The organism is Nocardioides sp. (genome assembly GCF_030019515.1).
Taxonomy (GTDB): domain Bacteria; phylum Actinomycetota; class Actinomycetes; order Propionibacteriales; family Nocardioidaceae; genus Nocardioides.
Genome location: NZ_JASEEQ010000015.1, coordinates 27360 through 40129 on the forward strand (window position 1 = coordinate 27360; position 12770 = coordinate 40129).

Annotated in this window: 8 protein-coding genes; 4 read left to right on the top strand and 4 right to left on the bottom strand. The window is 73.7% G+C overall.

Annotated elements, in window-relative coordinates; translation table 11 throughout:
• Positions 1-43: 43 nt before the first annotated feature.
• Positions 44-2233 (top strand): PAS domain S-box protein, encoded by a 2190-nt coding sequence (locus tag QMC84_RS18630; RefSeq protein ID WP_300377345.1) that lies wholly within the window; start codon positions 44-46, stop codon positions 2231-2233.
• Here QMC84_RS18630 and QMC84_RS18635 read toward each other — a convergent pair.
• On the bottom strand, positions 2200-4683 hold the full coding sequence (locus tag QMC84_RS18635; RefSeq protein WP_300377347.1) for a GGDEF domain-containing phosphodiesterase: 2484 nt from the start codon (positions 4681-4683) through the stop codon (positions 2200-2202). The genes QMC84_RS18630 and QMC84_RS18635 overlap by 34 nt on opposite strands.
• Positions 4684-4753: 70 nt before the next feature.
• Positions 4754-7402 (bottom strand): GGDEF domain-containing phosphodiesterase, encoded by a 2649-nt coding sequence (locus QMC84_RS18640; RefSeq protein ID WP_300377349.1) that lies wholly within the window; start codon positions 7400-7402, stop codon positions 4754-4756.
• A gap of 152 nt (positions 7403-7554) precedes the next feature.
• On the opposite strand from QMC84_RS18640, the gene QMC84_RS18645 reads away from it, so the two are divergent.
• Together QMC84_RS18645 and QMC84_RS18650 are read left to right on the top strand one after the other, a co-directional pair.
• Positions 7555-9207: an FAD-binding dehydrogenase gene (locus QMC84_RS18645; RefSeq protein ID WP_300377351.1), complete on the top strand. Its 1653-nt coding sequence runs from the start codon at positions 7555-7557 to the stop codon at positions 9205-9207.
• Positions 9208-9393: 186 nt separating this feature from the next.
• Entirely contained in the window at positions 9394-9885 is a 492-nt protein-coding gene (locus QMC84_RS18650; RefSeq protein ID WP_300377353.1) for a hypothetical protein, read from the top strand.
• A gap of 2 nt (positions 9886-9887) precedes the next feature.
• On the opposite strand, the gene QMC84_RS18655 is transcribed toward QMC84_RS18650, so the two are convergent.
• Together QMC84_RS18655 and QMC84_RS18660 are read right to left on the bottom strand one after the other, a co-directional pair.
• Positions 9888-10241, bottom strand: coding sequence for a DUF202 domain-containing protein (locus QMC84_RS18655; RefSeq protein WP_300377355.1), 354 nt, complete (start codon positions 10239-10241; stop codon positions 9888-9890).
• Positions 10242-10289: 48 nt separating this feature from the next.
• Positions 10290-11618, bottom strand: a complete 1329-nt coding sequence (locus QMC84_RS18660; RefSeq protein WP_300377357.1) for a metallophosphoesterase — start codon at positions 11616-11618, stop codon at positions 10290-10292.
• A gap of 157 nt (positions 11619-11775) precedes the next feature.
• Between QMC84_RS18660 and QMC84_RS18665 the strand changes: the two genes are divergently transcribed.
• The gene (locus QMC84_RS18665; RefSeq protein ID WP_300377359.1) at positions 11776-12582 is read left to right on the top strand and encodes a thioesterase family protein; all 807 of its coding nucleotides are present in this window, start codon (positions 11776-11778) and stop codon (positions 12580-12582) included.
• The last annotated feature ends 188 nt before the right edge of the window (positions 12583-12770 follow it).

Consider the following 12770-nt stretch of genomic DNA (forward strand, 5'->3'; position numbering starts at 1 on the left):
TGAAATCGGAATTGTTCTAGCAGCGGAAGGACCGGCCACTAGCATGACGGCGAACGGCGCGGCGCTCGGGGAGCCGCTCGTACCACTCGCCTCGGGGACCGACGGTCTCCTGGCCAGTCCGCCGCAGTCCGGGGGAATGATGCGCGAGATCGACCAGGGACAGTTGTTGGCGAGCATTGCCGCGACCTCCCACGACTGCATCCTCTCCCTCGACTCCGAGGCCAAGATCCTGTGGGCGAGCCCGGCGACCGAGCAGGTCCTCGGGTGGCGCCCCGACGACCTGGCCGGTGGCGAGCTCGATCTGCTGTTCCCCCGCGACGGCAGCGAGTTGCGGACCGCGACGATCGCCCGGCTGCTCGCCGGCGAGCCGGTGGAGCCCTTCGTCGACGCGGGCGTGCGCCGCGACGGCTCCTCGTTCAAGGCCCAGGTCACCCTCGGCCCGGTGCACGGCCCCGCGGACGAGATCGCCGGGGTGATCGTGATCCTGCGCGACGTGACCACCCAGCTGCACGAGCAGCACGAGCTGGCGCTCGCCCTCGAGATGTCCCGCGCGCACTTCGACCAGGCCACCACGGCGCAGGCGATCCTCGACCTGCGCGGCCGCCTCGAGTCGGTCAACCCGGCGTGGTGCGACCTGTTCGGCCACGGCGAGGGCTGGTTCGCCGACTGCGAGATCGTCGACCTGGTCCACCCCCTCGACGCCGACAACCTGCTGTCCCGGCTCGGGCGGCTGCGGGCCGGCGAGATCGACTCGATCAGCTACGACGGCCTGTTCCGCGACGCGGAGGGCCGCGATCTGCGCCTCCGGCTCGACGCGGCCCTGCTCCGCGAGCCCGGCGGCCGCCCGTACGCCATCGCTGCCTCGCTCGGCGATCCCGACGACCTCGACGACCTCGATGGCGTCGACGCCCTCCAGGGACTCGAGGGTCTCGACGGCGCGGCGGCGGGGGACGGTGCGTCGGACCGGTCGGCCAGCGACCCCCAGGAGGCCCGTGGGCGCCGGGCCGAGGCCCTGGGCCGGCGCGCCTGGGAGACCGCGGTGGTCATGGACCGCCGCCTCCAGATCACCTACGTCGCCGGCGCGCTGGCGCGGATGCTGCGCTACCGCCCGGACGAGCTGTTGCACAGCCACGGCCTCGACCACGTCCACCCCGCCGACGCGCCCACCGTCTCCGGGATGCTGGGCCGGTTGCTGGCCGAGCCGCGCAGCGCCGAGCACGCGGTGCTGCGGATCCAGGACGGCGAGCAGCGTTGGCGTTGGATGGAGGTGACCGCGACCAACTGCCTCGACGACCCCGAGATCAACGGCATCGTCGCCAACCTGCGCGACGTCACCGAGCGGGTCCGCACCGAGGAGGCGCTGCGGCTCTCCGAGGCGCTGCACCGGGCGATGGTCGAGACCGCCCAGGAGGGCATCATGGCGACCTCGCCCGAGGGCCGGGTGATGTTCGCCAACGAGACCGCCTCGGTGATCGTCGGCCGCCCGGTCGACGAGATGTACGGCGCGGACCCGCGGCAGCTGTTCGGGCTGCCGGACGCCGACTCCGACGACGAGGTCGCCACCCACGAGGTCGTGCACCTGCGCCCCGACGGCAGCGAGCGGATCCTGGAGATCTCGCTGCGCCCGCTCAACAGCCGCAACGGCCGGCTCGGCTCGCTGGTCTCGATCTACGACGTGACCGACGCCCGGCACGCCGAGCGGGCGCTGCGGCGCCGGGCCCTGCACGACCCGCTGACGTCCCTGCCCAACCGCTACCTCTTCCTCGACCGCCTGGAGACCGCGGCCGCCCGCCAGCGCCGCTTCGAGGGCCGCGGCACCGCCGTGCTGTTCCTCGACCTGGACGGGTTCAAGCAGGTCAACGACGGCTTCGGGCACGCGGCCGGCGACGCCGTGCTGCGCGAGGTGGCGGCTCGGCTGCTGGCCTCGGTGCGCGGCACGGACACGGTCGGCCGGCTGGGCGGCGACGAGTTCGCAGTCATCTGCGAGGACACCGGCAGTGACGAGGCGCTCGTCGTCGCGCAGCGCATCCTCGACGCCCTGCACGACCCGATCCGGGTCGGCGACCACGACCACCCGATCGGGCTGAGCATCGGGGTCGCGCTGGCACCGCCGTACGACTTCGACGAGCTGGTCCGCCGCGCCGACGAGGCGATGTACCGCGCCAAGCACGTCGGCGGCAGCCGGATCGCGGTCGCCGGTCAGGACGACGAGGGATCCGCTCCCACCGCGTAGGTCCGGCACAGTGCGCCGGTCCGGGTCGCCTCCTCGGGGGAGACGGCGGGGCTCCACAGCCAGCCCTGCGCGGCGTCGGCGTCGAGGCGGCGCAGCACCTCGGCGTGCTCGTGCGTCTCCACGCCCTCGGCGACGACCGAGAGCCCCATCGTGCGGGCCAGATCGACGATCGAGGCGGTGATCGCGCGCGCGTGCGCGTCGGTGGCGATCTCGCCGACGAAGCTGCGGTCGATCTTGAGCACCGACACCGGCAGCCGGCGCAGGTAGGCCAGCGAGCTGTGGCCGGTGCCGAAGTCGTCGACCGCCACCCGGAAGCCGCGCCGCCGCAGGCTCCCGAGCACCTCCGCCGCCGCGGCGGGGTCGGCCATGGTCGCGCTCTCGGTGACCTCGAGGACCACGTCCTGCGGCGCGACGCCCGCCGCAGCCGCGGCCCGCGCGACGTGCTCCTCGAGTCCGCGGTCGGCGAGCGTGCGCGCCGAGACGTTCACGGCGACGTACGCGGTGGGCGCCAGCACCCCCGCGGTCCGGAGCTTCGCGGCCTCCCGCAGCGCCCGGTCGACCACCCAGCGGTCCAGGGTTGCGGCCAGTCCCTCGGCCTCGGCGACTGCGACGAAGCGCGCGGGCGGCACCGCACCGAGCAGCGGGTGCTCCCACCGGCACAGCGCCTCGACCCCCACCACCTCGCCCGAGTGCAGGCCGACCACGGGCTGGTAGTGCAGCGTCAGCTCGTCGGCAGCCAGGGACCGCGCGAGCTGGACGCCGAGCTCGAAGTGCTGCTCGGCCAGGGCGACCGCGTCGGCGTCGTACTCCTGGACCCGGCCCCGGCCGTCCGCCTTCGCCGCCCGCAGCGCGGTCTCGGCGCGGCGCACCAGCGCGCCGGCGGACGGCGCAGGGGTCAGCGACAGGCCCGCGGACGCGGTGAGCGTGACGTCGCCCGCCGGCGTCGGGAAGCGCGGCCGGAGTGCGCCGAGGGCGTCCTCGGCGATCGCCCGGGCGGCGCGCTCATCGACGTCCTCGCAGACGATGAGGTACTGGTCGCCGCCGAACCGGGCAACGGTGTCGCCGGGTCGCACCGCCGCGGCCAGGCGATGCCCGGCGTCGGCGAGGAGGCGGTCGCCGACGACGTGTCCGCGGGACTCGTTGATGAGCCGGAACCGGTCCAGGTCGACCAGCAGCGCCGCGGTCGACCGGGTCTCCCGCGCGAGGGCGTGCTCCAGGCGGTCGCGCAGCAGTGCCCGGTTCGGCAGCCCGGTGAGGCCGTCGTGGAGGGCGGCGTCGCGCAGCTCGCGCTCGAGCCGACGGGCATCGGTCACGTCGGCGACCATCGCCAGGGAGCCCTCGACCGCGCCGGCGGCGTCGTCGAGGGGCGTGGTCGACACGACGAGTTCCCGCCGGCCGCCGTCCGGGTGCTGGTAGGTCACCTCGTGCCGGCCGGCGCCCTCGTCGGGTCCGGTGGCCAGCAGCCGGGTCACCGGCTGCTCGTGCGGGTCCAGGACCTCCAGCACCGGCCGGCCCAGGATCTGCTCCGCCGCCAGCCCGAGGATCTCCTCCAGGCGCTGGTTGACGTACGCCGAGCGACCGTCGGGCGCGGTCACCCACAGGCCCTCGTCGGCGTTGTCGGCGATCGCACGGTAGCGGCGCTCGGAGGCGCGCAGCGCCGCCTCCGCCCGGATCCGGTCGGTCACGTCGCGCAGGTTGCAGACCACGCCGCCCACCGAGCTGTCCAGCAGGTTCGTCGCCGTGACCTCCATCCAGTGCCAGGTCCCGGCCTGGTCGCGGAGCCGGATCGTCGTGCTCACGGTGCCGCCCGCACCGACGACCTCCGCCAGCATCGTCCGGGCCCGGTCGACGTCGTCGGGGTGGACGTAGTCGAGGGCGTCCTCCGCCAGTATGTCCGCGACCGCGTGGCCGAGGACGCCGACGATCGCCGGCGAGGCGAACAGCACGGTCGCGTCCGGGTCGACCACCACCGCCAGGTCGCTGGCCCGCTGCGCGAGTGCGAGGAAGAAGTCCTCCTGCTGGCCGCGCCGGCGCGCGACGCTGTGCAGTGCGCTGAGGTCCTGGTACAGCACGACCGCGCCGGTCGGCCGCCCGATCCGCTCCCGCACCACGGTCGCGCTGGCCAGCGTCGGCACCGGTCGGCCGTCGGCACGACGCAGGATCCGCTCGGCCTGGGTGGCCTCGGTCTCGCCGCGGAACAGCCGCGCCAGCGCCCGATCCGCGGCACCCGGGTCGGAGCGGTGGGACAGGTCCCGGATCGGTCGCCCGGTGAGGCTGCTCGGTGGCCGGTCGAGCAGCCGCGCGAAGGCCGGGTTGGCCGCGACGACCACGGCATCCTCGTCGAACACCACCTGAGGAACGGCCGACCTCTCGAAATGCTCGCCGTACGCCGGCGCCGCCAGCGGGGCGTGCCGCTGGCGTCGGCTCCGCGTGCGCAGCGGATGCCACATGCGTGGCTCCCCTCCGATCTGCGGTCCCCCGAGTGGGACCCGTTCGTCGGTCGGAGTGACCAGTACCCGATCAGCCGGCGGTCGAACCGTCCGCGGCGAACAGCTCGACGACCGGGGCGACGGCCGGGCCGTGGGCGGTGCAGTCCGCCGGGTGGTCGCTGTACGCCAGGGTGAGGCCGGCCGCCTCGTGCAGCCGGGCCCGCAGGTCGGTGGAGACGTCCTGGCTGAGCAGCGGCCGGGTCACGTTGCCGAGCTCGGCGTGCACGCCCACGCGGTCGCTGGCCGCGCTCAGGCGGCGCAGGACCGATCCGACGACGTGGTCGTAGCGGGCATGGTCGAGGCGGCCGTCCGCGGCGGTGACCCGGCGCAGCGTCTCGTAGGCGTCCAGCTCGACGAGGTGGCCGCGGGCCAGCGCGGTCGCGTGCAGCGGGCCGAGCGAGCGGGCGAAGGCCTCCCGGCGGGCGGCGGTGGTGACGACCAGCCAGGCCTGGCCGGACTCGATGCCACCGCGCAGGCAGCAGGCGGTCGACACGGTGGTCGGCGGGGCGGTGTCGACGATCCGGCGGGAGACGCGGGTCCTGCGCGTCGTCGGTGCCGGGTCGGCGGCGGCGGGCTGCAGGATCCGTGCGACGCGGGCGGCGGCGCGGCCGCCGCGCAGCTCGGCCATCGGTACGGCGGGGCTCCACCAGAAGCCCTGGGCGCGGGCGCAGCCGAGGTCGCGCAGCAGCTCGCGCTGCTCGGCCGTCTCGACCCCCTCGGCGATCGTCTCGAGGCCGAGTCCGTTGGCGAGCCGGACGATGGCCTCGGTGATCGCCAGGTCCTCGGGACGCTCGACCGCGTTGCGGATGAACGACCGGTCGATCTTGACGCCGGTCACGGGCAGCTCGCGCAGGAAGCTGAGGGAGGAGTAGCCGGTCCCGAAGTCGTCGAGGGACACCCCGATGCCCAGGTCCCGGAGCCCGGCGAGGGACGCGCGGGCGGTCTCGTGGTCGCGGGGGAGCGCGGTCTCGGTGGCCTCGAGGACCAGGGCCGCGGGCGGCAGCCCGGACCGGTCGAGGACCTCGCCGACCAGGTCGACCAGGCCGGGCTGGTCCAGGGACCGCGCGGAGAGGTTCACGGCCACGTGGAGGCCGGGGGAGAGCTCGCCGGTGGCGAGCGCGGCGGCGGTCTGCCGGCAGGCGCGGTCGAGGACCCAGCGGTCGAGGTCCGCGACGAAGCCGTGCGCCTCGGCGATCGGCACGAAGGTCCCGGGCGCGACCGCGCCGCGGGTGGGGTGGTGCCACCGCGTCAGCGCCTCGAAGCCGACCATCCGGTCGGTGGTCAGGTCGATCACCGGCTGGAAGTGCACGTCGAGCCGGTTGTCGTCGAGTGCGGCCCGCAGGTCGCCGGCCAGCAGCCGCTGTTCGCCGGCCAGTCGGGCCAGCGCCGGGTCGAAGACCTGGCTGCGCGAGCGGCCGCGCTTCTTCGCCTCGTACATCGCAGCGTCGGCGTGTTTGAGCAGCACCTCGGCGTCGCAGTCCAGGGGTGGGGCGACCGCGATCCCGACGCTGGCGCCTACCCGCAGCGCGCGGTGCTCGATCTGGATCGGCGCGCCGACGACCTCGATGATCTGCTCGGCGAGCCGGCCCGCGGCGTCCACGTCGGTGTCGGGGCAGATCAGCACGAACTCGTCGCCGCCGATCCGGGCCACCACGTCGGTGGGGCGGGCCAGGGTCCGCAGCCGGTCCGCGACCTCGGTCAGCACCCGGTCGCCGGTGAGGTGGCCGTGCACGTCGTTCGCGGCGCGGAACTGGTCGAGGTCCAGCAGCAGGGCGGCCACCGGGCGGCCGCGGCGCCGGCCCTCGGCGAGCGCCTGGGTGAGCCGGTAGGTGAGGAAGGAGCGGTTGGGGAGCCCGGTCAGCGCGTCGTGCATGGTCTGGCGCACCAGCTCGGCCTCGAGCTCGAGCCGGTCGCTGATGTCCCGCGCGACCACGACGAGGCCACTGAGGCCGCCGCGGTCGTCGCGCAGCCCGTTGACGCTGATCGAGACCTGGGCCATCCGGCCGTCGCGGGTGCGCCGCAGCGTGTCCAGCCCCTGGATCGCGTTCCCTTTGCGGACCATGGACAGGATGCGCCGGGGCTCGTCGGAGCCCGGCGGGTGCAGTACGGCGATGTCCGCGCCGATGATCTCTGCGGCGGGGAAGCCGTACAGGCGCTCGCACCCGTCGTTCCAGGAGGTGATCAGGCCGTCGAGCGTGGTGGTGAACACCGCGTCGGCGACCGACTCGACGATGCCGGAGAGCCGGGCGACCGCGGCCTCGGACTCGCGGAGGGCGGCCCGGACCCGGGCGTGCTCGATGGCCAGCCGGACCGGCCGGAGCCAGTCGCCGGCGAAGTCGCCGTGCCGCAGGACCAGGTCGGCGAGGTCCTCCAGGGCCGCGGGGATGGGGCAGTCGTCGTCGACGACGAGCACGGTGGCGGCCGAGCCGGCGTGGCCGCGCACGGTGTCGGTGACGTCGGCGGCGGCGAGATCGGGGGTGCCGACCTCGACCAGGACGCAGTCGTAGGTCGCGGAGCCGAGGGCGACCAGGGCGGAGGGGAGGGTCAGGGCGTGGGTCACCAGCACGTCACGGGCGACGGTGTTCACGCTCGCCGCGATCGCGCTCCCCTCCCGCGACCCGTCGGTGACGACCAGGACCGTGGGCGGACAGAGCGCCGACGGCACTCCTCCGCTCAACACCAGGACTCCCTCCTCAAGCGCCACTTCGGCCGCTCGGGAGGTTTCCGGAGGATTTCCACCCGAGACGACGCTTAGTGTGGCGCGTGTGACGGATGGTTCGCAGCAATTCGGACGAACCTGTCCAGACCAGGCCTGTGCGAGGATCGCCGCTCGTGGACACCGATGTGATCGTGGTCGGGGCCGGTCTCGCGGGGCTCGCGGCGGCCGCCGAGGTCGCCGACGCCGGTCGCCGGGTGGTGCTCGTGGACCAGGAGCCCGAGCAGTCGCTGGGCGGCCAGGCCTTCTGGAGCCTCGGCGGACTGTTCCTGGTCGACAGCCCCGAGCAGCGCCGGATGGGCATCAAGGACTCCCGTGATCTGGCGCTGCAGGACTGGCTCGGCAGCGCGCAGTTCGACCGCGAGGAGGACCGCTGGCCGCGGCGCTGGGCCGAGGCGTACGTCGACTTCGCGGCCGGCGAGAAGCGCGCCTGGCTGCGCGCGATGGGTCTCCGGCTGTTCCCGGTCGTCGGCTGGGCCGAGCGCGGTGACGGCCGCGCGGAGGGGCACGGCAACTCGGTGCCCCGCTTCCACCTGACCTGGGGCACCGGCCCCGGCGTGGTCGAGCCGTTCGAGCGCCGGGTCCGCGAGCACGCCGCGACCGGCCGGCTCCGCCTGGCCTTCCGGCACCGGGTGGACGAGCTGGTCGTCGAGGCCGGCACCGCGGTCGGCGTACGCGGCAAGCTCCTCGAGCCGAGCGGCGTCGCCCGGGGCCGGGCCAGCAGCCGGGTCGAGACCGGCGACTTCGAGCTGCGCGCCCAGGCGGTCGTGGTCACCAGCGGGGGCATCGGCGGCAACCACGACCTGGTCCGCGGGACCTGGCCCGCGCGGCTCGGCACGCCGCCCCGGACGATGGTCGCGGGCGTGCCCGCCCACGTCGACGGCCGGATGCTTGCGATCACCGAGGCGGCGGGCGCCCGGGTGATCAACCCGGACCGGATGTGGCATTACGTCGAGGGCGTGCGCAACTGGGACCCGATCTGGGAGAACCACGGCATCCGGATCCTGCCCGGTCCCTCGTCGCTGTGGCTGGATGCCACCGGCCGGCGACTGCCGGCGCCGTACTTCCCGGGCTTCGACACCCTCGGCACGCTCGCGCACCTGCGCACCACCGGCTACGACTACTCGTGGTTCGTGCTGACCCAGAAGATCATCGAGAAGGAGTTCGCGCTCTCCGGCTCCGAGCAGAACCCGGACCTCACCGGCAAGGACGTCCGGCTGCTGCTCTCGCGGGTGCGGCCCGGTGCCCCCGGCCCGGTCGAGGCGTTCAAGCAGCACGGCGCGGACTTCGTGGTCGCCGACGACCTCGGCGAGCTGGTGCGCGGCATGAACCGGGTCGCTGACCCCGAGGCGCCCGCGATCGTCGAGGCCGAGCTGCGCGACCTGATCGAGCAGCGGGACCGCGAGATCGAGAACGACTACGGAAAGGACGCCCAGGTCACCGCGATCCGCGGTGCCCGCCGCTACCGGGGCGACCGGCTGATCCGGGTCGCCACGCCGCACCGGCTGCTGGACCCCAAGGCCGGCCCGCTGATCGCCGTACGCCTCAACATCCTGACCCGCAAGACGCTCGGCGGCCTGGAGACCGACCTCGACGGCCGCTGCCTGACCGCGGCGGGGGAGCCGCTGCCCGGTCTGTACGCCGCCGGCGAGGTCGCCGGCTTCGGCGGCGGCGGGATGATGGGCTACAACGCGCTCGAGGGCACCTTCCTCGGCGGCTGCCTGTTCTCGGGGCGTACGGCGGGCCGCGCCGCCGCCCACGCGATCTGACCTCGCGTCCAGTACGGCGTGCGGACTCCACGAGCAGCGCGCCCCTCCTCGGCCCGCGACCCTGGAGATCTGATGTCCGGCGTGACCGGAACGGTCGGTCCCACGACGCTACGGTCGAGACGCGTGCCCGTCGAGCATCGTGGTCGGAGCCGCTCCGCTCTGGGGCGGCATGCTTGACTTGCGGCCATGCGTACGCCACGACTGACCCTGGCCGTGACCGCCCTCCTCACCGCGCTCGCGGTCTCCGGCTGCAGCGGCAGCGACGGCGAGCAGCCGGACGCGGAGTCGCCATCCTCGACATCGGCGTCGGAGAGCTCGGAGGCCCAGAAGCCGTTCGAGCGCGCGTGCAGCGTGGAGGCCGAGGTCACCGGCACCGTCGAGGCATCGTGGGCTGGGAAGGGCCGGGCTTCGAACGAGGCAGGCCCGACCATGTATCAGTTCAGCAAGGGCCAGGACCAGATGACGGTCTACGCGGGCAAGGACGACATTCCTACCAACGCCAACATCACGATCGACGGTGCCACCTTCACCACGACCGACCCGGACATCGGCCTCGACGTGGCCGGGAACGGCACGAAGGCCGTCGTCGACGCGGACACCACCGGTGTGGATGGGCCGGGGCCGCACGTGAGTGCGACGTTCACCTGCGGGAAGGGCAAGTCCAAGGGCAACGGCTGACGTCACACGAAGGCGACGGCGAGCAGCAGCGCGCCGATCACCATCGCGAGCGTGAGCACGAAGCCCAACCCGAAGCCCGGCAGGGCCGAGCGGGTGCGCATCGCTCGCTCGACCCGGGCCCAGCGGACCAGCGCCAGCACCGTGACCAGCGCCCCGAACAGGACGAGCAGCACCGCGATGGTGGTCCGGACCCAGGTCGACCCGGGCAGGCCGAGGGCGTGCAGGGCCACGCCGCCGGCGAGCATGGCCATGGCAGTGCGCACCCAGGCCAGGAAGGTGCGCTCGTTCGCGAGCGTGAAGCGCGGGTCGGGCTCCTCGCCCGGCCCGTAGACCCAGTGCGGCCGGCGGTCCGTCATGGGGCCATGCTGCCGTACGGCGTCTCGCCCGAGGATCGGGCCGGCGGGTCAGGAGAACGTCAGCGGGGTGAGCATCCCGTCGCTGTGCACCAGCTGGTTGTCGCTGGTCAGCACCAGGTGGCCGATCGGCTGGGCGGGGTCGCGGACGACCTTGCGGATCACCGGGCGGTGGCCGCGCTCGTACTGCCAGAGTTCGCGCGAGAAGTCCACGGCCCGCGGCGCGAACCGGTTGTCCCGCAGCCACATCGTGTCTCCGAAGACCTCGCCGAGCAGGTAGTTCGTCGAGCCCTCGCCTTTCGTGGAGGCCATCTGGACGGTGCCGCCGTGGGAGACCTGGGTGATCCCGTCGGCGCGCCGCACGCTGACCGTGTGCACCTCGCCGTTGAGGTAGAGGTCGACGTGATGCCTGGCCATGGTCCGCCAGAACGGGGAGGTGGCCCCGCCCTTGTAGTACAGCGCCGAGGACCCGTAGGTGCGCACCGGCCTGATCACCGGGGTGTGGCCCTGGACGACGATCCAGTCGGTCCCGCGCCGCTCGGCGGCTGCGAGGGTCCGGTTCAGCCACTTCAGCTGGTTGCGGTCCAGCTTGGCGATCACGTTGCCGCCCGTGCGCTGGAACACGTCGACGGTGACCAGCAGCACCTCGGGGGAGACGTACTTCGCGTATGCCGTGTCGTGGGCCGCGCCGTGGGGCCGCTCGGCGACACGGTTGGGGGCGAGCACGTGCTTGTAGAAGGACCGCTTGAAGACGTTGAAGCTGTTTCGCTTGAGGCTGGTCTTCGCGAGGTCGTCGCCACCGCGCCACGGGTTGTCGCCGATGTCGTGGTCCCCGACCGCGGCGTACACCGGCAGGTCGCGCCGGTCGAAGCGCTTGCGCCACTCGGAGAAGTAGAAGTCCGCGGCGCGCTTGAGGGCGGCCTTGCGCTCGGCGTAGGTGCGGGTGGGCCCGAAGATCCCGGTGCGGTCGTCGTCGCTGGCCCAGTGCCCATCGACCAGGTCGCCGGCGACGAACACGTCGTCGGGCCGCTCGGACTCGAAGCCGTCGAGGATGGTGTCGATCGTGGTCGCGTAGGAGGAGTTCCAGGAGTTCGGCATGCCCCGGTGCCAGGTCCGCAGTTTGCTCACGTCGGCGAGGTCGCTGTTCATGAAGTCGGGGGAGGAGAGGAACGTGTAGTCCGCGGGGCCCTCGGGCCGGGCCGGCGCTTCCGTCGCCCCGACGGAGGTCGCACTCGACGTCGAGGCGGCCCGGACGGTGGACTCGTACGGCGACGCGTCGGCGCCGACCGTGACGGCAGCGGCCAGCAGGCTGGCGACGCCGACGCCGACGCCGGCGACGGCGGTCAGGAGGGTGCGGGCGGCCCGGTGGGTCGTCTCCATCGCGCTGGTGTTCATCTCTCTCGGCGGTGACGGTCCGAGAACACCCCGGCCCCCAAGTCTGTCGGTTCCGGACGGCCCTAGTTGAAAAGTCCCAGGTGTGATCCGTGTCATGCCGGGCGGCGGAGGCGCGGCTCCGCCGGATCCCTAGGCTCCTCGGGTGACTTCCGAGTTCGACCGCCAGATCGCCGTCACCCGCCAGGACGAGTCGACGTACGCCGCAGACCTGGCGGCGGGCTGGGCCGTCGGTGGCGGGCTGAACGGCGGCTACCTGCTTGCCGTGGTCGGGAACGCGCTGCGGCACACGTTCCCGGACAAGCCCGACCCGATCGCCATGTCGGCCTACTACCTCTCCGCGTCCACCGCCGGACCAGCGACGGTCAGTGTCGACGTCCGCCGTGCCGGCGGCAGCCTCGCGACCGCCGCAGTCGACCTGCGGCAGGGCGACGACGTGCGGATCACCGCGCTGGCGACGTACGGCGACCTCGGCCGGCTCGGCGACGACGTCCGCACCACCGCCGACGAGCCGGACATGCCGCCCCCGGACCGGTGCGTGCCGAACACGATGGCGCCGCCGGAGGTGCGGGCGATCGCGCCGCTGATGGACCGCTTCGACATGCGCTTCCACCCCGACCACGTCGGCTGGGCGGTCGGGGAGCCGAGCGGCAACGGCGTCCTGAGCGCCTGGTTCCGGCTCGCCGACGATCGGGAGCCCGACCCGATCTCATTGCTGCTGGTCGTGGACGCGCTGCCGCCGGTGACCTTCGACCTCGGGATGCCCGGCTGGGCGCCCACCCTCGAGCTCACCGCGCACGTGCGCGCCCGGCCGGCACCGGGCTGGCTCAAGGTGCGGCACGCCACCCGCAACCTGGCCGGCGGGATGTTCGAGGAGGACTGCGAGGTGTGGGACTCCGCCGGCCGCCTGGTCGCGCAGAGCCGACAGCTCGCGCGCCAGCCGCGCACCTAGGTCGAGGCGATCGGTCGGGGAACCGTCACGCGGCGTAACCACACGAAGATTCGAAGTAACGTCCGGCGGACCGCATCGTTTCCTCGGGTGTGCGGGGCGTGGGCAGGGAGCCCCGTGCCCGGTCAAGGCCGGTGATCGTGGGCTGCCCCGAGATCGGCGTGTCCACGTGCGCGTGCGGGAGCGTCCCG

Bases quoted from the DNA above. Each gene is read 5' to 3' on its own strand.
- QMC84_RS18650 (WP_300377353.1), top strand. From the start codon at position 9,394: ATGCGTACGCCACGACTGACCCTGGCCGTGACCGCCCTCCTCACCGCG.
- QMC84_RS18660 (WP_300377357.1), bottom strand. From the start codon at position 11,618: ATGGAGACGACCCACCGGGCCGCCCGCACCCTCCTGACCGCCGTCGCC.
- QMC84_RS18635 (WP_300377347.1), bottom strand. From the start codon at position 4,683: ATGTGGCATCCGCTGCGCACGCGGAGCCGACGCCAGCGGCACGCCCCG.
- QMC84_RS18655 (WP_300377355.1), bottom strand. From the start codon at position 10,241: ATGACGGACCGCCGGCCGCACTGGGTCTACGGGCCGGGCGAGGAGCCC.
- QMC84_RS18630 (WP_300377345.1), top strand. From the start codon at position 44: ATGACGGCGAACGGCGCGGCGCTCGGGGAGCCGCTCGTACCACTCGCC.